Below are 19,755 nucleotides of genomic sequence, written 5' to 3'. Positions count from 1 at the left end.
CCTCATGGATGATCGAAACAACGCGGGCAAGCTCGCGCTGCTTTTCTTCCGGCAGATGTTCCAGGGACGATCGCATGGGTCCATCGATAGGCCAAAGACGATTCGCCGTCCACTACTGGAAACTGTAGGAACCACGGCATGAAAAACAGCGGATTGATTTTCCGGTGCCAATGAATCGATGATCTGCAAAGCTCGACACAGAAGCGGATTTAGCCTGAGGCTTCCTGTCCCGACTGCGTTGATCCCAGGATATATCGATGACGACGACACGTCGCCGAGCCGCTGGGAGTCTGGCGTATAGAAGGTATAGTTTTGAAGAACGTTTGATCGCGATGCTCGAAACGCAATCCGGCTCGTAGATAGATCAGCCGCGATTGGCCGTGGCCTTAGTCAATCTCTCTCTTCAGGCCGCCGGCAACAGACAATTTCTCGTCTGCTCCTGTGAGAGACTTCGCCGTCGGCAATGAGGAGACAAATCATGACCGCGGTTTTTGCCCGCCCCGAATTTCATAATGCGCTTTCGCGCCTGAAGGACAGGCATCTCCTGCGCAATCTCGCCTATGTCGGCGGGCGCTGGTCGGCGGGTAACGCCGGCAAGAGCTTCGAGGTCACCGATCCTGCTTCAGGCACAACCGTTGCCTGGGTAGCGAGCCTCGGCGCGGACGAGACCGCAGCGGCGATCGACGCGGCGGCGCTGGCGATGCCTGCCTGGCGGGCCATGCTGCCGCAGCACCGGGCAAAAATCCTGCGCAACTGGCACGACCTCATGCTCGCATCAAAGCACGATCTCGCCTTGATCATGACGCTCGAGCAGGGCAAGCCGCTTTCGGAATCCCTGGGCGAGATCGATTATGCCGCCTCGTTCGTCGAGTGGTACGCTGAGGAAGGCAAGCGGCTGAACGCCGAAAACGTCACCAGCCATCTGCCGGATGCAGAGATGATCGTCCGCCGCGAGGCGCTTGGTGTCGTCGGCATCGTCACGCCGTGGAATTTTCCATCCGCCATGATAACACGCAAAGCGGCGGCAGCACTTGCTGCGGGCTGCACCGTCGTTTCTCATCCTTCATCCGAGACCCCGCTTTCTGCACTCGCACTTGCAGAGCTCGGCGAGCGCGCCGGCATTCCGGCGGGCGTATTCAATGTCGTCACCGGTTATGCGGCAGCCATCGTCGGCCGCATGTGCGAGGACGAGCGCGTCCGGGCAATGAGCTTCACCGGCTCGACCGGCATCGGCAAGCTCATTGCCGCTCAATGCGCGCCGACCATGAAAAGACTGGTGATGGAGCTTGGCGGACACGCGCCGCTTATCATATTCGACGATGCCGACATCGAGCGTGCTGCCAAAATTGCCATCGACGCCAAGTTCGCCACATCGGGCCAGGATTGCCTGGCAGCCAATCGCATCTTCGTGCACCGCTCCATTGCCGATCGTTTCGCTGAGGCAATTGCACGACGCATCGAAGCGCTCAAGGTTGCAGACGGTCTTTCGGCGGACGCCGATATCGGCCCGCTGATCCACGAACGTGCCGTCGTCAAAGTCGAGGAACAGGTTGCCGATGCGTTGAAGAGCGGAGCAAAACTGGTAACCGGCGGCAAACGTCATACCGCCGGCAGACTGTTCTTCGAACCGACGCTGCTCACAGACGTTCCTGACGATGCCCTCATCATGCGCGAGGAGACTTTCGGCCCTGTCGCGGGCGTTAGCATCTTCGACACGGAAGACGAAGTGGTCGCAAGGGCGAACGCCACCGAATACGGTCTCGTCGCCTATGTCGTCACGGAAAATGGCGCCCGGCAGCTGCGTCTTGGACGGGCGCTCGAATACGGCATGGTGGCGATCAACCGGGTGAAGATCACCGGCGGCCCCATTCCTTTCGGCGGCTGGAAACAGTCCGGACTTGGGCGCGAGGGCTCAAGGCATGGCATCGAAGCCTTCACCGAGCTCAAATACCTCTGCATCGACACGGCCGCCTGAGGCCTCTTACTCTTTAACATCAAGGACAACGCCATGCTGGAAAGAAGCAACGAACTCAACGCCTGGGACCGGGATCATTTCTTCCACCCCTCCACCCATATGGGCTCGCATGCACGCGGCGAGACGCCGACGCGGGTGATCGGCAGCGGCGAGGGTGTCTACATCACCGATACGGGCGGCCGCACGAGCCTCGATGCCTTTGCTGGACTTTACTGCGTCAATGTCGGCTATGGCCGGCAAAAGATCGCCGATGCGATCGCCGAACAGGCTAAGAATCTAGCCTATTATCACGCCTATGTTGGCCATGGCACGGAAGCATCGATAACGCTGTCGAAGATGATCATCGACCGTGCGCCGGAAGGCATGAGCCGCGTCTACTTCGGTCTTTCAGGTTCGGATGCGAACGAGACGAACATCAAGCTCATCTGGTATTACAACAACATCCTCGGCCGTCCGGACAAGAAGAAGATCATCTCGCGCTGGCGGGGTTATCACGGCTCGGGCGTCATGACGGGTTCGCTGACGGGGCTTGAACTTTTCCATAAGGCTTTCGACCTGCCGCGCGCGCCCATCCTCCACACGGAAGCTCCCTATTATTTCCGCCGCCCCGACCGCTCGATGGACGAAGAGCAGTTCTCGCAACATTGCGCCGACAAGCTTGAGGAGATGATACTTGCCGAAGGTCCCGAAACCGTCGCCGCCTTCATCGGCGAGCCGATCCTTGGAACAGGCGGCATCGTTCCGCCGCCAAAGGGATACTGGCAGAAGATCCAGGCCGTGCTGCAGAAATATGATATCCTGCTCATTGCGGACGAAGTGGTGACCGGATTTGGGCGTCTGGGCACGACGTTCGGCTCGGACTATTACGGCATGAAGCCGGACCTGATCACCATCGCCAAAGGTCTCACCTCGGCCTATGCGCCGCTTTCCGGGACTATCGTTTCCGATAAAGTCTGGCAGGTTCTCGTCCAGGGCTCCGACCAGATGGGGGCGATCGGTCATGGCTGGACCTACTCTGCGCACCCGATCTGCGCCGCTGCTGGAATTGCCAACCTGGAACTGATCGATGAGCTTGATCTCGTGAAGAACGCCGGCGACGCGGGCGCCTATTTCCGCTCGGAACTGACAAAGGCCGTCGGCGGGCACAAGAACGTTGGCGAAGTACGTGGCGACGGGATGATGGCGGCAGTCGAGTTCGTTGCAGATCGGGACGATCGCAAATTCTTCGATGCCTCGCAAAAGATCGGCCCGCAGGTTTCAGCAGCATTGCTCGAACGCGGCGTCATCGGCCGCGCCATGCCGCAGGGTGACATCCTCGGCTTTGCGCCGCCGCTTTGCCTGACGCGCGGCGAGGCCGACATCGTCGTCAAGGCTGCGGCCGAGGCGATCGACAGCGTCTTCAAGTCCATCTGAAGGGGGAGTGTGTGACATGACCGTTGTTCCGAAGACGATGGCTGCTGTCCAGCTCGTCGGTCATGGCGGGCTCGACAAGCTGGTCTATAACGAGTCTACCCCTGTCCCGGCGCCGGCAGCGGGTGAAGTGCTCATCAAGGTCACGGCCTGCGGCATGAACAACACCGATGTCTGGGTTCGTCAGGGCGCCTATGGCACCGAAGACGACCCGTCGGCGGTTTCTACGTGGCGCAGAAAGGGCAATACGCTGACGTTCCCCCGCATCCAGGGGACGGATGCCGTCGGTCACATCGTCGCGGTCGGCGCCGGCATCGACGCCAACCGGACCGGCGAACGCGTGATGGTCGATTTCTCGATCTACAATCGCGAAGACGACAGCCTCGCCGACATCGACTACATGGGCCACGGCCGGGACGGCGGCTATGCCCAATATATGGCACTGCCCGCCGAAAACGCCCATGTCGTCGACACCGACCTCACAGACATCGAACTTGCAACCTTCTGCTGTGCCTATCTGACTGGAGAACGGATGCTTGAACGGGCGCGGCTCGCCGCAGGCGAGCGCGTGCTGGTGACGGGCGCATCGGGCGGCGTCGGCTCGGCCATCATTCAGCTCGCAAGAGCGCGCGGCGCGATCCCGATCGCAATCGCCGGTCCCGGCAAGGAGCAGGCGGTGCTCGATATCGGCGCGGAAGCAGTCATCACGCGCGGTGCGGGCGACCTCGTCGAAGCCGTCCATCAGGCGGCGGGCGGGGAACCGGTCGACGTCGTGGCCGATCTTGTTGCCGGGCCGATGTTCAACGATCTCCTGAAAATCCTTCGCCCCGAAGGGCGATATACGACAGCGGGCGCAATCGGCGGGCCGGTCGTCCAACTCGATCTTCGAACGATGTATTTGAAGCAATTGGAGCTGCATGGATCGAGCCAAGGTACGCGGGCCGACTTCCGCCGGCTCGTGCGCTATATCGAGGAAAAAAAGATCAAGCCACTCGTCGGCGGCGTCTATCCGCTATCGGATTTTCATCGGGCTCAGACGGATTTCATGGCCAAGAACTTCATCGGAAAACTCGTCGTGGTTCCCGACTAAGTGAGATTCGGCGGATGGACTTCGGCGCCGCAACTCTATCTTCCGGCGCCGGCTGTCTCCAATTATGGTTTGCCCGCAGCGTGTCACATAGCTGGGACGAATTTCCAAAAGACTCCTTCCTGGCGATCCGTATAATACTTGAACTCGCACTCAAACTTCCGTCCGTAAGCTTTCGCAGCCTTCAGACATTGGTCGCTGACCGGATTCATGCCTGTATCAGGAGCAAACCAGTCCTCAAGCAGATCGTCCGGCACATAAGTGCCGACCCGCAGCGGAAGAGTGGCGAGTACAACATCCATTTCGTTTGGCACCATGATGGAACCCTCCTTTTCCGTTTAACCGCGGCCGGATGAACCTGGTTCCGTTCTGCCTTTTGCGATACGTCCCGCAGAACGAAGCCTTCCACCGCCCGGACGGGATTTGGCGGACACCCTTGGGGCGTCGGCAAGCGACATTTGTTCAAGATAGCATAAACCGCTGCGGATGCGCCCCTACGAAGCAAGGACGTACCGCTCCACCGCCGTCAATGATGAGGATGTCGTGGTCGAAGGATGCCATCGTTACACCCCTGCAACACAGACATATTAAAGCTCGATGAACCCCTCGATCCCTTCAGCTCTTCAGCGAAAATCGCCTCAAGGCATGCGCTTCGCATCTGTCTCGCTCGGTAGCGCTGCGTCGACAGCAGGACGTCGCGCGGGATCGTACACGCCTTCGGCGACGAACGAACATGGGATATGAAGGTCCCTGGCTTGGCCCGAACCTGTCTTCCTCGAACTGCTGGAATTATCCATAGTGGCCACCACTTTCGCAAGCCGTCACATTCGAAAGGCAAGCAAACCGTGTCATGTGATTGCAGACGAGAGCGGTCCAATAAGACTTGAAATAAAGGTATCGGCAGCGATGACGTATCTGAAAAATGGTGTGCTAATCGCAGTCATGATGCTGGTTGCATTGATAACGCCCTTGCCACCGGCTCTTGCCCAGGATTGTGGGCAAGAAACGTTTCAGGATGCGAGATACATCGTTTGCACGGTGGAACCGGGGAAAGCTGACCTGCGATTGTTCTGGAAGGACGTTAATGGCGAGCCTTACCGCTATTTCTCGCGCGTGGCCGAAGCCGTGGGAAAAGAGGGACGAGCTCTGACATTCGCGATGAACGCAGGGATGTACCGTGCCGATTTTTCGCCGATAGGACTTTATGTCGAGAAGGGCCGAGAATTACGACCCGCCAATACGGCCGGAGGTGAAGGCTCAGCCGGTCTGCTACCAAATTTCTATAAGAAGCCCAACGGCGTGTTCTTTCTTGACGACGCAGGCGCTCGAATACTCCCGACGGATCAATTTTTGAAACTTCGGCCCAAGGTGCGGTTCGCCACCCAGTCTGGTCCATTGCTTGTCATGCAGAACAAGCTGCATCCGGCCTTTATTTTAGGCTCGACAGACCGAACCCGTCGGAGCGGTGTGGGAGTCTGCGGCGGTGGCACGGTTCGCTTTGCCGCAAGCGACGACACGGTGAATTTCCATGAATTCGCGCGCCTCTTCCGCGACCATTTCAAATGCCCCAATGCACTGTTTCTCGACGGTGGGCGAGGTGTGGGAATTTACAACCCTGCCATGGGCCGCAATGACAGATCCTGGCATGGCGGGTTTGGCCCGATCTTTGGAGTTGTAGAATAACGCCACGAACGGCGACGCAACACCTTTGGTGACCCTAAAAGTCGGCTGGAGGTTGGTCACTGCGACCTGCGGAGGATCACCTTCGACAAGAGATCCGGCACATACAAAACCGGGTGGTCCTGCCGCTCTACTCGTGAAGACGATACCGATGGTCCAAAGACCAAAATCCTTGCCCCTGATTGTGAACCTACGCTGCCTCGCACGTCTGATAGCCGCCCGGAGCCATCGCAGCGCCGAAGAACGCGATCCGCGCCACACTCGAAACGCGGCGTCTGGTTTCATTCACGCGTGCCGCCGATGATAAGCGTTGCGGCGGCACCTGACGTGTCATCCGTTGTGTTGCTGACCGGTCAGCTGGCGGCCCGCATTTCCGCCTGTGGCGTCACATTCTGGTTCATGCGGAAAAGATTCTGCGGATCGTAACGCAGTTTGATCTCGGTCAGGCGCTGATAATTGCCGCCATAGGCCGTCTCGACACGATCGGTTTCGTCCTCAGGCATGAAGTTGATGTAAGCCGTGCCGATGGCGTGCTCCTTCGTTGCTTCGAAAAGCTCGCGTGCCCAAGCCATGGAGGCGCCATCCATCGATTTCTCGCGCCAACGCGCATGTACGTTCATGACGAAATGCGAGTTGCGCTGGGGAAAAGCCGTCGCCTCCACTGCGATGCGGCCCGCCGCACCGCCCACATGGCCGATGAATATCTCGCATTCTGGCCCCGGAAGCTTGCGAACGGCATCGAGGAGAACCGCGATCGCCGCATTTGAAAGTTCTGCGAAATCCTGGCTCTTCCAATAGTTGCGGGCGCCCGGCGTCAGCAGCGGATCGAATGCCTGTTGCCAGGCGGCAAAGGGCGCCGGACCGACGACGTCGGCAATCGGATTGCCGATGGCACGAAGCCCCGCGGCAGCCGCCTTGCCCGCTTCGATGTCACCGCAATGGCACATGGCGAGCACAAGGATTTCCTTGCCATGCCACTCGGCAGGCAGGAAAGGCAGCGGCGGTGCCTGACGCATGACCACCCAGCATGTGAGTTCGTCCGGCGCCGTTTCGAGCACCTGTCTATATTCTCTGAGCACCATTTCGGCGTCGGCAAAAGGATGGACGACCAGACCCGCCAGAACCTCGCCCGGTAGGTCGTGGAGCCGGAATTCAAAGGAGGTCACCACCCCGAAGTTACCACCGCCGCCGCGCAGCGCCCAAAACAGATCCGGCTCTTCCTTCTCGCTTGCGCGCACCAGCTTGCCGTCAGCAGTCACCACCTCCATCGAAATGAGATTATCAATCGTCAGACCGAATTTGCGCGTGAGCCAGCCGAAGCCGCCACCGAGCGTGAGCCCGGCAATGCCGGTCGTGGAATTGATCCCTGTCGGCAAGGCCAGCCCGAAAGCCTGCGTTTCGTTATCGACGTCTGCAAGCGTTGCACCCGGCTCGACCCGCAAGCGCCTTGTCCCCGGGTCGACCCTTACCGATTTCATCGGCGATAGATCAATGACCAGGCCACCTTCACAGATTGCGTTGCCGGCGATGTTATGCCCGCCGCCACGCACTGCCAGCAGAAGATTGTTTTCACGCGCGAACCGGACTGCTCTCATTACGTCGGCGGCACCAGCGCAGCGCACGATGAGACCCGGGCGCCGGTCGACCATGCCGTTCCATATGGCCCGTGCCTCGTCGTATTCGGCATCCTTCTCAGTGAGCAATCTGCCGCGCAAACCTGCGGCGAAGGCATCGATCGCGACGTTCGTCACGGCCGTTTGGCCCTTGTGCAGGGTCGTAAGGTTCAAGTTGTCCATGATTTCCTCCCCAAGGCGGCAGAGCCCCGTTCCGCCGTGGCGGCATTTTGCGCTTCGTGCACTTCTTATGCAAGGAAATGCTAATGGATATTCCAGCCAGCACCCTTCACAAGCCGGTTCGATTGCTTTAGAAGCGCTCCAGTAATCCGGTCGCAGCCCACCCGGTCAAAACAAGGGATCCATCATGAAAACCATCGTCATCTGCTCCGGCGGATTGGACTCCGTTTCGCTCGCGCACAAGGTTGCCGCGGAACACGAACTCACCGGCCTTCTTTCCTTCGACTACGGACAGCGGCATCGCAAGGAACTGGACTTCGCCGCCGCCTGCGCCAAAAGACTAGGCGTGCCCCACCAGATCATCGACATAAGGAATATAGGCAGTCATCTCACCGGATCGGCCCTGACCGACGACATCGATGTTCCCGACGGACATTATGCCGAAGAGACCATGAAGGCGACGGTCGTCCCGAATCGCAACGCCATCATGCTTTCTATCGCCTTCGGGCTTGCCGCGGCACAAAAGGCCGACGCGGTTGCAGTCGCCGTGCATGGCGGGGACCACTTCATCTATCCGGACTGCCGGCCGGGCTTCATCCAGGCGTTCCAGGACATGCAGAAGCAGGCGCTCGACGGCTATGCCAGCGTTTCCCTCTTTGCGCCTTACGTCACCGTCTCAAAGGCAGACATCGTGACCGATGGTGCCAGGAACGGCACACCGTTCGCTGAGACCTGGTCGTGCTACAAGGGCGGCGCGCGCCACTGTGGCCGCTGCGGTACCTGCGTCGAACGGCGCGAGGCGTTTCATCTGGCCGGTATAGAGGATCCGACAGATTACGAAGACCCGGACTTCTGGGCGGCTGCAACCGCGGGCTTTTTGGCCAAAGAGGTGAAATGATGTTTCGCATCACCAAGGAATTCCATTTCTCCGCCTCTCATCAGCTCACAAGCCTGCCCACCGATCATCAATGCGCCCGCCTCCACGGACACAATTACGTCGTCGAGGTGGAACTTGCGGCAGTAGCACTCAACAGCCACGGATTTGTCCGCGATTACCACGAACTCGCGCCGCTGAAGCGCTACATCGATGAGTGCTTCGACCATCGTCATCTGAACGAGGTCCTCGGTCATGATCAGGTGACGGCGGAATGTCTGGCGAAGCATTTTTACGATTGGTGCAAGGAGCGCCTGCCGGAAACTTCGGCCGTGCGCGTCAGTGAAACGCCGAAGACCTGGGCGGAATACCGGCCATGAGCGCCGCGCGAGAAACGCACATCCGTGTCAGCGAAATCTTCGGGCCGACTATCCAGGGAGAAGGCATCCTGATCGGACTTCCGACGGTCTTCGTCAGGACGGGGGGCTGCGATTATCGCTGTTCGTGGTGCGATACGCTGCATGCGGTCGACAGCGATTATCGCGATCAGTGGCATCCGATGTCGGTCGACGATATCTGGCAGGAGGTCGTGCGGCTTTCGGGCAACAAACCGCTGACGGTGTCGCTGTCGGGCGGCAACCCGGCGATCCAGCCGCTTCGCCCGCTGCTTGAGCGCGGGCATGAGGACGGCTATCGTTTCGCGCTGGAGACCCAAGGCAGCGTCGCCAAGGACTGGTTTGCCGATCTCGACGTCCTCGTGCTCAGCCCGAAGCCGCCGTCGAGCGGCATGGAGACGGACTGGAGCGCATTCGGCGCCTGCCTGAGAATGGCTGGGAAAAAGCCGCAGCTTGCACTGAAGATCGTTATCTTCGACGACCGCGACTACCTCTATGCTCGAGCGGCGGCGGCGCGCTATCCCAGGCTTCCGGTTTATCTCCAACCCGGCAACCACACGCCGCCCCCACCTGCGGATGACGATGCAAAGGTCGATGTCGACGGCATCATGGACCGGATGCTCTGGCTGATCGACAAGGTGACCGAAGATCGGTGGTTCGAGGCGCGCGTGCTGCCGCAACTGCACGTGCTGCTTTGGGGGAACAAACGCGGCGTCTGACGATTTCCTTCGGCGCTATTTGGGACGAAGGCAATGTGAAGGTCAGCGCTTCGTTGGCTACCCGGCAAATACGAGATCGTTCAGCGGAAACGCGGTTGTTTCGGCGGCGCATTCGCCCGGATTTCATGAAGCGGTGCATGCTTGCCAAGCAGCCGCAGGAGCTTACGCTCCTCTGCCGGATCAACCCCAAGTTTCTTGCAGTGATCGGCAACGTCGCGCTCGTGAGGGCCAGGAACATGGACCTGCCGGTTGTTCATATTCTTCATGATCGTTTCCTCCTTGCCAGAATAACGCCTGAGGATCGCAGATCGTTCACAAGACATTTTCTAAAGCTAGGTCGTTGTATTACCGACTGCCACCAACCCCAGAGAACCTGCCTTCAACTGAGTGACGGCTATTTTCGCAGAAGTTAGCGCTTGCCGTTAGCTAGCCTTTCGGCACATCAGCTTCCCCTATTCGAGGGTAGGTCTGGCACGCAGGGCTCATTGTCAGCCCTTAGCCGTTTGCGGCAAGGGTCGCAGCAGTGGCGAAGATATCCTCGCCCGTAAGATAATGGCAGGCGTCGCGCGGGCCGCAATCTTGAACTGGAACGATAGCTTGCCAGGGGCAAAATTGTAACTACATTATAGGTGCAATATGTAACACATGATGAGGTTGTCATGCCCCGCGCCGGTCATCCCAAGGGTGATACGTTCAATTTCCGGATCGACCCCGCCTTGAAGGCGGCATTCACGCAAGCGGCGGAATCTGAAGATCGGCCTGCCGCCCAGCTATTGCGGGATTTTATGCGAGCCTATGTCGAACGCCAGAAGCGCAAGGCATTTGAGGTCGAGGCGCGGCGGCAGTCGCTTGCCGTGGCGAAACGCGCCCGCAACCCGGAGAGCGACGAGGCAAAGTCTTTGAAGGAGCTGGACATACTCTTTGATGAAGAACAGCTCAAGGACGAATGGAAGGCATGAAGCGCGGCGACCTAGTGACGATCGCCGTCAGTGGTGACTATGGCAAACCGCGCCCTGCGCTCATTGTGCAAGATGACGCATTTGCCGAACTCCCTTCCGTGACCTTGCTGCAAATAACCAGCGACGTCCATGACGAGCACTTAATCCGCATCACGGTGCAGCCGGATGACAACAATGGCTTGCGCAAACCGTCACAGGTGATGGTCGACCGCACCATGACCGTACCACGGTCAAAGACAGGCGCGGTATTCGGCAGGCTGGATTCGGAAACGATGGCAGTAGTCGACGCGGCGATGGCCCGGTTCTTCGGCTTAGGAGGCCGCGACCTATGATGACCAACGGCAAGGGAAGGGTCGTGTCTCAAGACTACGGCACGGTCGTCGCGGCAGCGGGCGCGGTCAACGATCGAAAAGCAAGGCACGCAGCTCGACGCGGAAATGACCATCGTCCGCAGAGCTTAGAAGCGGAATTCGACAATGAGAGAATCCAGCAGCCCCCTGGAATATCGCTCTGATTAGACGGATCATTCAGGACCTTGCCACCTCGCCAAGCGACCATGCGCCAGATGGTGCTGCACTGACCAATAATTTCGATAATGATCAGTAGGCCCGCATTCAGGCACGTGGAACGCCGGCCGGTCGCAGATGTTTTCTAAGCGCAGCGATGCGGAAAATGGCATTTGCCGCTCCATAGCCACGATAGCCGCGCCTTTCGACGATTTCGAAGAACAGGCCCTCGCCGTAGGTGGGACTGTAGAGCTGGAAATATTCGCCATGCTCATCCCGGTCATAAAGGATGTTATTCGCCTTCAATCGCTCCGCAAATTCCGCGTCCAGACCGAAGCGGGCTTCCAGATCGTCATAATAGTTCGGCGAGATCGCAAGCGATACGAAGCCGTTCGCGGCAAGGGCCGCAGCGGTGGCGAAGATATCCTCGGTTTTGAAGGCCAGATGCTGGATGCCGGAGCCGAAGGTTTCGGCGATGAAGTGGCCGGCAAGCGTGTTGCGATTTTCGGCACCGTTCATGGTGATGCGCAGCGACCCGTCGGCATTTTCTATGGCCTGGCTTCTCACTATGCCGGACGGATCGATGATGTCGACCATCGGCGTCTTATGAGCATCGAGAATCGACGTGTAGAACAGCAGCCAAGTGAGCAATTCCTCATATTTCACGGTCTGGGCGATGTGATCGATCGATTGCAGCCCTGCAGGCTGCGGGGCTGCCGTGTCTTCGACCGGATCGAACTCGATCTCCCATATGCGGCCAAGCTTCGTCTTGCGGTCGAGGAAGTAGAGGATGCCGCCGCCGACACCGCGCACCGCCGGCATCTCGATCTCGCCGGGATCAATCGGCTGCCGGAAACGCTCAGCGCCTAAAGCTACGGCGCGTTCGACCGCGGCCTTCGCATCGGCGACCATCAAGCCGGCGGCGTAGGCCGAAGTGCCATGGACGGCATAGGATGCGCCGGCAAAGCCCTTCTGCTCGGTATTGACGACGAGATTGATGCCCCCTTGGCGAAAGACGGCAACACTCTTGGTCTTGTGCCTCGAAACCTTCCGGAAACCGAGGCTTGCAATCAGCGTTTCGAGCTGCGGCGCTTCGTCCTCGTCGACCGTGAACTCGACGAAGGCGACGCCTTCGACGGAGGCACGCGGCGGCATCGCAGGGACGGGCAAGGAACTCTCCGGGTCCTGCTGTTTCACCTGATCGCCGAGATAGATCAACGAGCGCCTGCCATCGACTGCGATTGCAGCGGGCGAGCCGCCGCGGAACTGGTCGTTGAAAATTTCCAGCGACAGATATCCGTCATATCCGGTCGCCGCGACCGCCTTCATGAAATCGAGGACCGGGAGGTCGCCCTCGCCCGGCATGTTGCGGAAATGCCTACTCCAGAAAAGCAGATCCATGTCGATCAGAGGCGCGTCGGCTAGCTGGATGATGAAGATCTTTTCCTTCGGGATCGAGCGGATCGAATTGACGTCGATCTTGCGCGACAGCGTATGGAAGCTGTCGAGGATCAGGCCGATATTGGGGTGGTCCGCGCGGCGCACGATCTCCCAGGCATCGCGGTGATCGTGAATGTGCCTCCCCCAGGCCAGCGCCTCGTAGCCCACCTTGAGGCCGCGCTTTGCCGCGCGCTCGCCAAGCTCATGAAAGTCGACTGCTGCCCGGTCGAGGCCGCCGAGCGATGCCGGCGACACGTTGGAGCAGACGAGCACCAGATCCGTCCCCATTTCCTGCATGACGTCGAACTTGCGCTCGGCGCGGTCGAATGTGCGGCTACGGAGCGGCTCCGGCATGCCTTCGAAATCCCGGAAGGGCTGGAAGAGTGTGATCTCCATGCCGAGATCGCGCACCATCTTGCCCACCTGACGCGGGCTCTCGTCGAAGATGAGGAAGTCGTTTTCGAATATTTCGACGCCATCGAAACCGGCTTTCGCGATCGCTTCCAGCTTGTCTCGGAGGTCGCCGCTTAACGATACAGTCGCTATAGACGTCTTCATCGGCCTGCTCCTTGCGGTGTCGAATGGAAGGTCATTCGGTCATGGCTTTGAAATGCGAAAGCATCCGGGCTGCATCCGGCGTTCGCCCGGTTAAGAGACGGAAGGCGCCAACCGCTTGGAAGACCGCCATGCCGCCGCCATCGAGCGTCCGGCAGCCGCGTTTCCTGGCTTGCTGCAGCAGTTCGGTCTCCAAGGGGAAGTAGACGATCTCGGCGACCCAATGCCGTTCCTCAAGCAGCTCCGGCGGCAAAGGCATGCCCGGATATTTCGCCATCCCAGTTGGCGTTGCGTGTGTGAGGCCGGATGCCTGCCGCATCGCCGATGCCAAGTCCATTCCGGCCGTGATGGCAGCAGCGGGAAAGCGCTGCGACATCGCTTCGGTCAGGGTGACGGCACGTTCCGGTTCTCGATCGAAGACTGTCAATCTCTGTATGCCGAGCGAGAGCATCGCATAGGCGGTCGCAACGCCTGCGCCGCCAGCACCAAGCTGAACGGCCGAAGAGAGATCGGCGTCCGGTAATCCGCGGCGAAAGCTTTCGGCAAAGCCCCACCAATCGGTGTTGTGGCCATATCGCCGTCCGTCTTTGAAGACGACCGTATTGACGGCCCCGAGCGCTCGCGCCTCGGCCGATAGCTCGTCGAGATAGGGGATGATGACCTGCTTGCAGGGATGGGTGATGTTGAGGCCTGCAAAACCCTGTGCTTCGGCTTCGGCTAGAAGCCTCGGCAGGTCGGCTGGTGCGGCGCCGATCTGATTGAGGTCGATCAGTTCGTATTCATAGTTCAGACCCTGCGCAGCACCCTCCTCCATATGCATGGCAGGCGTCAGCGAAGCCTGGATCCCGGCACCGATCAATCCGGCCCTCAGTGGTCTTATGAGTGTCTCGGGCATCCGTCTTTTCCGTGATTTCCAGTGACAGGAGAACGGACCCGCTGTTTCGGGCGGGCCCGGTCCTTGCTTATTGTCCGCGCGCGGTGTGGAGCTCCTTCATGAGCTGGGCGACGGTGTCTGTGCCGATCTGGGCGCTGAATTTGTCGATCAACGGCTTGACGGCTTCGCGCAGCTTCTGCGTTTCCTCAGGGCTCAGTTCGCTGACTTCCATTCCGGTCTTCTTGATCTCGTCGATCGCCTTGGCGTCCATCTCGCGCGAGACCTTGCGCTGATAGTCGCGGGCTTCCGTTGCCGCGGATTGGAAGAGGGCCTTCTCCTCGTCATTCAATCCGTCCCAGAATTTCTTGCTGATGAGGACGATCTGCGGATTGTACTGGTGACGGGTCACCGTCATGTACTTCTGCACTTCGAAGAACTTGGCATTGATGATGTTCGCGGCTGGATTTTCCTGGCCGTCGACAGTGCCCGTCTCAAGCGCCGTATAGAGTTCGGTGTAAGGCAAGGGCACGGCATTGGCGCCGAGGCTGTTGAAGAGCTCGATCGGGATCGGCGACTGGATCGTGCGGATCTTCAGGCCCTTGATATCCTCGAGCTTGGTGACCGCGTGGCGGTTGTTCGTAAGGTTGCGGAAACCGAGCTCCCAATAGGCAAGTCCGACGAGGCCGGTATCCGGCAGAAGCTTCATCAGGCCGGAGCCGAACGGTCCGTCCATCACCTTGTCTGCTTCCTCGCCGCTATTGAAGAGGAAGGGCAGGTCGACGGCGCCGAACGGCTTGACATTGCTTGCGAGAATGCCGGCATTGAGCACGGTCATTTCGATCACGCCGCCCTGCAGCGCTGAAACGGTCTGTACATCCCCGCCAAGCACGCCGCCCGGAAAGAGCTTGACCTCGATCTTGCCGCCGCTCTTCTCCTTCAAGAGCTCGGCAAACTTCTCCATGCCCATGACCTGGGGATGGCCCTTGTTGTTCGCCGAGGCGAATTTCAGCTGGTGTCCGCGGATTTCGGCGATCGCGGGGCCGGTTGCCAGCAGGGCGATCGGCAATGCCAATCCCAACGCCAGCTTCGTCAATTTATTCAGCATGTTTTCCTCCCAGGTTGTGGCCGGCACTCCCTCCGGCCGCGTTGAAATTCCATCGCCGTTGCCGGCGAAGCTAAGATCAGTGCCCGAACCAGGAAACCGGAACGGTCACCAGTTGCGGAAACAGGACGAGCAGAAGCAGGACGATCAGTTCTGCGATGAGGAAGGGCATGACACCCTTCATCAGCTGCTCCATCGAAAGCTTAGAAACGCCGCAGATGACGTTGAGCACGGTGCCGACCGGCGGCGTGATCAGGCCGATCGAATTGTTGATGATGAAGAGCACGCCAAAGTAAACAGGATCGATTCCCGCCTGTTTGATGATCGGCATGAGCACCGGCGTCATGATGAGGATGGTCGGTGTCATGTCCATCGCCGTGCCGACGGCAACGACGAGGACCATGATCGCGAGCAAAAGCAGCGTTTGATTATCCATCAAGGGCTCGACCATAGCGGCAAGGTCGCCGGGAACGTCCGCAACCGTGATCAGCCAGGCGGAAACGGCAGCGCAAGCAACCAGGAACATGACGATCGCGGTGATCTTCGCCGCCGACACGAAGACGTGGAAGACCTTTGCAGGCGGCAGCTCGCGGTAGACGACCATCGACACGAAGAGCGAATAGACGGCGGCGACAACGCCCGCTTCAGTCGGTGTGAAGACGCCGAACTTCAAGCCGACGATGATGATGAGCGGCAGCGCAAGCGCCCAGATGCTCTCGACGAATGCCTTCATCCGCACCGCGCCGCTTGCTTTCGGCGGAAGCTGGAACTGTTCCTTGCGCGCAACGATGAGCCAAGTGATACAGAGCGCTGCGCCGATCATAAGGCCAGGAAAGATGCCGGCCAGGAAGAGTTTCGTGATCGAGACACCGCCCACGACACCGTAAAGAATGAAGCCGATCGACGGCGGAATGATCGGGCCGATGATCGAGGCCGACGCGAGCAGGCCGCCGGCGCGCGCCGGGTCATGGCCGGATTTCAACATCATCGGCAGAAGCAGTGCGCCGAGCGCCGCGGCATCGGCAACCGCCGAGCCGGAGAGGCTTGCCATGACGCAGGCGGCGAAGATCGCGACGAAACCGAGGCCGCCGCGAATATGGCCGACCATCACCATCGCCAGGTTGATGATACGCCGGGAGAGACCGCCTGCATTCATCACCTCGCCTGCCAGCATGAAGAACGGCACCGCCATCAGTGGAAAGCTGTCGGCGCCGTTGAGCACATTCTGGGCCACGATTTGCGGATCGAACATGCCAAGATACATCATCAGCGCGACGCCGCTGATGATGAGGGCAAAGGCGATCGGCACACCAAGCACCATGGGTCCGAGAAGCGCGCCGAGGAAGATGGATACAGTCATTGTCGGCCCCTCAATGCTTTGTCACGAGATTGGCAAGTGGCGGATCGGCATGATCCTCGAGTGCGACTTGCTCCTCGCTGTCGCGGACAAGCTCGACCGTCGTGATATCGATACGGCCGGTAGCGATCGCGAAAGCATCCCACAGGAGTATGAGAAATGCCGGAATGCCGAACGCCAGCCCGGCGCCGTAGAAGAACGCCATGGAAATGCCGGTCGCAGGCGCTGCCACATGCACATTGATCAGCGTTTGCGTCCAGCTGCCGCTGATCAAGAGCCAGGTCGCCAGCAGCATCAGCGCGTGGCCGGCAAGAGCCGCCATCTTGGCGCCGACGGGTGGCAGACGTCGAAGCACTGAGTCAACGCCGAGATGGCCATGCTCGCGCATCGCGACAACAGCGCCGAGGAAGGTCAGCCAGACAAAGAACATCCGCGACAATTCTTCGGAGGACGTGATGCCCTGATTGAAGGCATAGCGAAGGACGACATTGCCGAAGACGAGCACGACCATGCCTGCCAACAGCAGCGCGATCGTCACCTTCAACACGAGAAAATAGAAATCGATGATGCGGGTCATTCGCTCCTCCCAAAGCGTAAGCCACCGATCGAGTGGCCCTTTTGGTCGTCCGTCAGGCATGCGGAACATGTTCTGACGAGATCTCGCCGACGTCCCTCCTCCAGGTCCGTAGTCTTGCTACAAAAATGTACTAACTAGTTCGAATGTCAAGCCGCAGTCTATTGAAACCGGCGTGCAAGGTGAATATGACTTGGGTTCTCGGGCACGGATGCGATAGCACAACCGCGCCCACAGCTGCCGCTTTGACTATTTGAAACAGCGGTTTAGGGAGCATAGTCGCAAGAGATGGCGGAGCGGGCCGAAAACGGACGAAAGAACGATCCAGAGCGGACACAGGCGGATATCCTCGTCGTCGCGACGAAGGAGTTCGCGACCCATGGCCTTGCCGGCGCGCGCGTCGACGCGATCGCGGAGAAGACCCGCACTTCAAAGCGGATGATCTATTATTATTTCGGCAGCAAGGAGGGTCTCTATCTCGCCGTGCTGGAGCAGTCCTACCGCAAGATCCGGTCGCTGGAAGCCGATCTTCAGCTTTCGAACCTTGAGCCGGAAGCAGCACTACGCACGCTGATCGCAACGACCTTCGATCACGATGAGGCCAACCCGGATTTCGTCCGGCTGGTAAGTATTGAGAATATTCACCACGCGGCGCATATGCTGCGCTCGGAGGCCATCCGCGACCTCAACGTCTCGGTCATAGAGACGATCGCCGGCATCCTAGACCGCGGTTTCGAACAGGGCGTTTTTCGCCGGAAGGCCGATCCGATCGACGTCCACATGATGATCAGCGCCTTCTGCTTCTTCCGCGTCTCGAACCGCTATACCTTCGGCACGATTTTCAGGCGTGATCTCTCCGAAAGCGAAACGGTCGACCGACACCGCGGAATGATCGCGGATGCCGTCGTCAGCTATCTCAAGTCCTGCCCGTCTCCTGCATAGGCTCTGAAAGAGCAGCCATACCGCGGGTGTCCATGTGCAGCGCTGGCTGGCAGCGGCACAGTTAACCTGCTCGCCATCAGGCCGCGGCGACAGTGTCTTTCCGTAACGCCGCGGTCTTTGATATGCTCGAGCGAGCTTCCCATTAGACAAAAATAGGGCGCTCGACCCTTGCGGGGAGCGCCCTATCACACCCGGACAACCGCGCACGACAGACAAGCTGCTGCGACAAAGCGGTCATCGAAACGGGTAGTAGGCAACAGATGATAATTGCTTGTCGGAAATTCAAGCCCTACCCATCCAGTCAGCGCTCACGGCTCATCAACCCGCTCGAGTTTGAAGAAATAAATCCGATCGTCTCCCTGGATCGTCATCGCTCCTATGATTTTTCGATCATCCATCTTGCGGAAGTGGTCGATAATGGGCTGATCGTCATAGATCATCGCGGCACTCGCGACGCCTTGGAACGACATTGTTTTCAGGGAAGCCACCGGGCCTTTGGCACGAAGTTTGCGCTGAAGATACGAAAACAGTTTGCGCGCGGCTCGCGTTTTCCCCACTTTGCGGATACGCAGAGCCAGCCGGAGCGGTATCCTTGCCGGATCAATAGGAATCAGCTCCCGCTCCCCGAAGCGAAACAAAAGCGCATCCGCGCGCAAATCCGGCGTGAACCGCTTGCCGAACCAGCCGAGATTTTCTAGCACGCCGTCGAAGGGATGGTCGGACGGAATGCCCCGACCGGTCCATAGCCCGATCATCTCGCGCGGCTCGATCGGCGGCAAGCGTTGAAATTCATCAAGCGCGTTCCGCATCTGCTGCTCACTCAATCCGGACGCTCCTCTCCCGGCGACGTTGGGCACGATCTACGCTGTATCGTCGCGCTCCTCTTCCCGGCGCTGCTTGGTGCGTCGTTTTGATCTGGCCTTTCGCCGAGCCGTCCGCAATTCCTCCAGGTCCGGGAGCCACCAGCCGCGTGCGATCTCCTCATCTCCGGGTGGCGTTCGTGCGGGCCACGTTGTCACCAGCTCTTCCAGCGAACCCGGTCGCGATGATACCCAGACATACTGTACGCGCTCTGTTGCAGGAAAATAGAACGTGCTGACAGTCACCGGATCTGCCAACTCGCCGTCCGTGCCGGTGAAGATAACCACACCAGCATGCGTGCCGATCGCGCGCTCGAACGGCGGGAGATCTTCAGCAGGCACAGGATACCGTTTTCGCCGGCGCTCCCTCAGTTTCGCCTTCCATGCCTCCGCTTCATCCGTGCCCTTCATCGCCTCACGACGCGCTTTCTTCACCTCGGGTTCGTTACGCTCAGCCGCCGCTTCAATCGCTGACCACCGTCGGCGCAGTTCGTCGAACGCTCGATAAGGCACTGTCCAAAGTCGGCGATCCGCGTCCCAGCGCGCAAAGGGGATCTCTCGAATTTCATTCACGACACTGCGCGAGTATGGCGTCCTGACCTGAAAGGCCGAAGGCGCTGCTTCGAGATAGCGGCTTTCGATCGGATCGAATG

21 protein-coding genes are annotated in these 19,755 nt (G+C 59.4%); 11 read left to right on the top strand and 10 right to left on the bottom strand.

The window, feature by feature from the left end; genetic code table 11:
* The first annotated feature begins 478 nt into the window (after positions 1-478).
* From BN1800_RS35805 to BN1800_RS35795, 3 genes are read left to right on the top strand one after another with little or no spacing between them, the layout of a single operon-like run.
* The gene (locus BN1800_RS35805) at positions 479-1,975 is read left to right on the top strand and encodes an NAD-dependent succinate-semialdehyde dehydrogenase (RefSeq protein ID WP_087005146.1); all 1,497 of its coding nucleotides are present in this window, start codon (positions 479-481) and stop codon (positions 1,973-1,975) included.
* Positions 1,976-2,008: 33 nt separating this feature from the next.
* Positions 2,009-3,388, top strand: a complete 1,380-nt coding sequence (locus BN1800_RS35800; RefSeq protein ID WP_087005143.1) for an aspartate aminotransferase family protein — start codon at positions 2,009-2,011, stop codon at positions 3,386-3,388.
* 16 nt (positions 3,389-3,404) lie between these two features.
* Positions 3,405-4,475, top strand: a complete 1,071-nt coding sequence (locus BN1800_RS35795) for an alcohol dehydrogenase family protein (protein WP_087005141.1) — start codon at positions 3,405-3,407, stop codon at positions 4,473-4,475.
* Between the two features lie 83 nt (positions 4,476-4,558).
* On the opposite strand, the gene BN1800_RS35790 is transcribed toward BN1800_RS35795, so the two are convergent.
* A complete protein-coding gene (locus BN1800_RS35790) occupies positions 4,559-4,789 on the bottom strand; it encodes a hypothetical protein (RefSeq protein ID WP_027513777.1) in 231 nt (76 codons plus the stop codon).
* Positions 4,790-5,378: 589 nt separating this feature from the next.
* Here BN1800_RS35790 and BN1800_RS35785 point away from each other — a divergent pair.
* The gene (locus BN1800_RS35785) at positions 5,379-6,155 is read left to right on the top strand and encodes a phosphodiester glycosidase family protein (protein ID WP_087005138.1); all 777 of its coding nucleotides are present in this window, start codon (positions 5,379-5,381) and stop codon (positions 6,153-6,155) included.
* 350 nt (positions 6,156-6,505) lie between these two features.
* On the opposite strand, the gene BN1800_RS35780 is transcribed toward BN1800_RS35785, so the two are convergent.
* Positions 6,506-7,948, bottom strand: coding sequence for an FAD-binding oxidoreductase (locus tag BN1800_RS35780; RefSeq protein WP_087005135.1), 1,443 nt, complete (start codon positions 7,946-7,948; stop codon positions 6,506-6,508).
* A gap of 184 nt (positions 7,949-8,132) precedes the next feature.
* On the opposite strand from BN1800_RS35780, the gene queC reads away from it, so the two are divergent.
* The 3 genes from queC to queE are packed head-to-tail and all read left to right on the top strand — an operon-like array spanning position 8,133 to position 9,933.
* The gene (gene queC, locus BN1800_RS35775; RefSeq protein WP_087005132.1) at positions 8,133-8,843 is read left to right on the top strand and encodes a 7-cyano-7-deazaguanine synthase QueC; all 711 of its coding nucleotides are present in this window, start codon (positions 8,133-8,135) and stop codon (positions 8,841-8,843) included.
* Positions 8,843-9,199: a 6-carboxytetrahydropterin synthase QueD gene (queD, locus tag BN1800_RS35770; protein WP_087005130.1), complete on the top strand. Its 357-nt coding sequence runs from the start codon at positions 8,843-8,845 to the stop codon at positions 9,197-9,199. Before queC ends, queD begins: the two co-directional genes overlap by 1 nt.
* Positions 9,196-9,933 carry a 7-carboxy-7-deazaguanine synthase QueE gene (queE, locus tag BN1800_RS35765; RefSeq protein ID WP_087005127.1) on the top strand — a complete coding sequence of 246 codons (738 nt, stop codon included), beginning with the start codon at positions 9,196-9,198 and terminating at the stop codon, positions 9,931-9,933. The genes queD and queE overlap by 4 nt, the downstream gene beginning before the upstream one ends.
* Positions 9,934-10,013: 80 nt before the next feature.
* Here the strand turns inward: queE and BN1800_RS35760 are convergent, their stop codons facing one another.
* A complete protein-coding gene (locus BN1800_RS35760) occupies positions 10,014-10,199 on the bottom strand; it encodes a hypothetical protein (RefSeq protein WP_027513783.1) in 186 nt (61 codons plus the stop codon).
* 393 nt (positions 10,200-10,592) lie between these two features.
* Between BN1800_RS35760 and BN1800_RS35755 the strand changes: the two genes are divergently transcribed.
* The 3 genes from BN1800_RS35755 to BN1800_RS35745 are packed head-to-tail and all read left to right on the top strand — an operon-like array spanning position 10,593 to position 11,406.
* Positions 10,593-10,892 (top strand): CopG family ribbon-helix-helix protein, encoded by a 300-nt coding sequence (locus BN1800_RS35755; protein WP_027513963.1) that lies wholly within the window; start codon positions 10,593-10,595, stop codon positions 10,890-10,892.
* On the top strand, positions 10,889-11,224 hold the full coding sequence (locus BN1800_RS35750) for a type II toxin-antitoxin system PemK/MazF family toxin (protein WP_087005150.1): 336 nt from the start codon (positions 10,889-10,891) through the stop codon (positions 11,222-11,224). Before BN1800_RS35755 ends, BN1800_RS35750 begins: the two co-directional genes overlap by 4 nt.
* Positions 11,221-11,406: a hypothetical protein gene (locus BN1800_RS35745; protein ID WP_087005124.1), complete on the top strand. Its 186-nt coding sequence runs from the start codon at positions 11,221-11,223 to the stop codon at positions 11,404-11,406. The genes BN1800_RS35750 and BN1800_RS35745 overlap by 4 nt, the downstream gene beginning before the upstream one ends.
* 100 nt (positions 11,407-11,506) lie before the next feature.
* On the opposite strand, the gene BN1800_RS35740 is transcribed toward BN1800_RS35745, so the two are convergent.
* The 5 genes from BN1800_RS35740 to BN1800_RS35720 all read right to left on the bottom strand — a co-directional run bounded on the left by BN1800_RS35740 (position 11,507) and on the right by BN1800_RS35720 (position 17,303).
* Positions 11,507-13,396, bottom strand: coding sequence for a bifunctional sugar phosphate isomerase/epimerase/4-hydroxyphenylpyruvate dioxygenase family protein (locus BN1800_RS35740; RefSeq protein WP_087005122.1), 1,890 nt, complete (start codon positions 13,394-13,396; stop codon positions 11,507-11,509).
* Between the two features lie 31 nt (positions 13,397-13,427).
* Positions 13,428-14,288 carry a shikimate dehydrogenase gene (locus BN1800_RS35735; protein ID WP_087005119.1) on the bottom strand — a complete coding sequence of 287 codons (861 nt, stop codon included), beginning with the start codon at positions 14,286-14,288 and terminating at the stop codon, positions 13,428-13,430.
* Positions 14,289-14,355: 67 nt separating this feature from the next.
* Entirely contained in the window at positions 14,356-15,372 is a 1,017-nt protein-coding gene (locus BN1800_RS35730) for a TRAP transporter substrate-binding protein (RefSeq protein ID WP_027513836.1), read from the bottom strand.
* A 76-nt stretch (positions 15,373-15,448) separates the two neighbouring features.
* On the bottom strand, positions 15,449-16,729 hold the full coding sequence (locus BN1800_RS35725; RefSeq protein ID WP_087005116.1) for a TRAP transporter large permease: 1,281 nt from the start codon (positions 16,727-16,729) through the stop codon (positions 15,449-15,451).
* A gap of 10 nt (positions 16,730-16,739) precedes the next feature.
* On the bottom strand, positions 16,740-17,303 hold the full coding sequence (locus tag BN1800_RS35720) for a TRAP transporter small permease (protein WP_087005112.1): 564 nt from the start codon (positions 17,301-17,303) through the stop codon (positions 16,740-16,742).
* Positions 17,304-17,588: 285 nt separating this feature from the next.
* Here BN1800_RS35720 and BN1800_RS35715 point away from each other — a divergent pair, with 285 nt between their 5' ends.
* Positions 17,589-18,242: a TetR/AcrR family transcriptional regulator gene (locus BN1800_RS35715; RefSeq protein WP_027513833.1), complete on the top strand. Its 654-nt coding sequence runs from the start codon at positions 17,589-17,591 to the stop codon at positions 18,240-18,242.
* Positions 18,243-18,550: 308 nt separating this feature from the next.
* Here the strand turns inward: BN1800_RS35715 and BN1800_RS35710 are convergent, their stop codons facing one another.
* Entirely contained in the window at positions 18,551-19,051 is a 501-nt protein-coding gene (locus tag BN1800_RS35710) for a DUF4334 domain-containing protein (protein ID WP_087005107.1), read from the bottom strand.
* Positions 19,052-19,102: 51 nt separating this feature from the next.
* Positions 19,103-19,755 (bottom strand): hypothetical protein (locus BN1800_RS35705; RefSeq protein WP_087005103.1); only part of this gene is annotated, 653 nt, incomplete at its 5' end.

This window comes from Rhizobium sullae, from assembly GCF_900169785.1.
GTDB lineage: Bacteria > Pseudomonadota > Alphaproteobacteria > Rhizobiales > Rhizobiaceae > Rhizobium > Rhizobium sullae.
The sequence above is the reverse complement of the archived record's forward strand: the minus strand, read 5'-3'. Positions and strand labels throughout refer to the sequence as shown.

What these genes read in the sequence shown, in the direction of transcription:
- BN1800_RS35805 (WP_087005146.1), top strand. Translation starts at nt 479, where the DNA reads ATGACCGCGGTTTTTGCCCGCCCCGAATTTCATAATGCGCTTTCGCGC.
- BN1800_RS35800 (WP_087005143.1), top strand. Translation starts at nt 2,009, where the DNA reads ATGCTGGAAAGAAGCAACGAACTCAACGCCTGGGACCGGGATCATTTC.
- BN1800_RS35795 (WP_087005141.1), top strand. Translation starts at nt 3,405, where the DNA reads ATGACCGTTGTTCCGAAGACGATGGCTGCTGTCCAGCTCGTCGGTCAT.
- BN1800_RS35790 (WP_027513777.1), bottom strand. Translation starts at nt 4,789, where the DNA reads ATGGTGCCAAACGAAATGGATGTTGTACTCGCCACTCTTCCGCTGCGG.
- BN1800_RS35785 (WP_087005138.1), top strand. Translation starts at nt 5,379, where the DNA reads ATGACGTATCTGAAAAATGGTGTGCTAATCGCAGTCATGATGCTGGTT.
- BN1800_RS35780 (WP_087005135.1), bottom strand. Translation starts at nt 7,948, where the DNA reads ATGGACAACTTGAACCTTACGACCCTGCACAAGGGCCAAACGGCCGTG.
- queC (WP_087005132.1), top strand. Translation starts at nt 8,133, where the DNA reads ATGAAAACCATCGTCATCTGCTCCGGCGGATTGGACTCCGTTTCGCTC.
- queD (WP_087005130.1), top strand. Translation starts at nt 8,843, where the DNA reads ATGTTTCGCATCACCAAGGAATTCCATTTCTCCGCCTCTCATCAGCTC.
- queE (WP_087005127.1), top strand. Translation starts at nt 9,196, where the DNA reads ATGAGCGCCGCGCGAGAAACGCACATCCGTGTCAGCGAAATCTTCGGG.
- BN1800_RS35760 (WP_027513783.1), bottom strand. Translation starts at nt 10,199, where the DNA reads ATGAAGAATATGAACAACCGGCAGGTCCATGTTCCTGGCCCTCACGAG.
- BN1800_RS35755 (WP_027513963.1), top strand. Translation starts at nt 10,593, where the DNA reads ATGCCCCGCGCCGGTCATCCCAAGGGTGATACGTTCAATTTCCGGATC.
- BN1800_RS35750 (WP_087005150.1), top strand. Translation starts at nt 10,889, where the DNA reads ATGAAGCGCGGCGACCTAGTGACGATCGCCGTCAGTGGTGACTATGGC.
- BN1800_RS35745 (WP_087005124.1), top strand. Translation starts at nt 11,221, where the DNA reads ATGATGACCAACGGCAAGGGAAGGGTCGTGTCTCAAGACTACGGCACG.
- BN1800_RS35740 (WP_087005122.1), bottom strand. Translation starts at nt 13,396, where the DNA reads ATGAAGACGTCTATAGCGACTGTATCGTTAAGCGGCGACCTCCGAGAC.
- BN1800_RS35735 (WP_087005119.1), bottom strand. Translation starts at nt 14,288, where the DNA reads ATGCCCGAGACACTCATAAGACCACTGAGGGCCGGATTGATCGGTGCC.
- BN1800_RS35730 (WP_027513836.1), bottom strand. Translation starts at nt 15,372, where the DNA reads ATGCTGAATAAATTGACGAAGCTGGCGTTGGGATTGGCATTGCCGATC.
- BN1800_RS35725 (WP_087005116.1), bottom strand. Translation starts at nt 16,729, where the DNA reads ATGACTGTATCCATCTTCCTCGGCGCGCTTCTCGGACCCATGGTGCTT.
- BN1800_RS35720 (WP_087005112.1), bottom strand. Translation starts at nt 17,303, where the DNA reads ATGACCCGCATCATCGATTTCTATTTTCTCGTGTTGAAGGTGACGATC.
- BN1800_RS35715 (WP_027513833.1), top strand. Translation starts at nt 17,589, where the DNA reads ATGGCGGAGCGGGCCGAAAACGGACGAAAGAACGATCCAGAGCGGACA.
- BN1800_RS35710 (WP_087005107.1), bottom strand. Translation starts at nt 19,051, where the DNA reads ATGCGGAACGCGCTTGATGAATTTCAACGCTTGCCGCCGATCGAGCCG.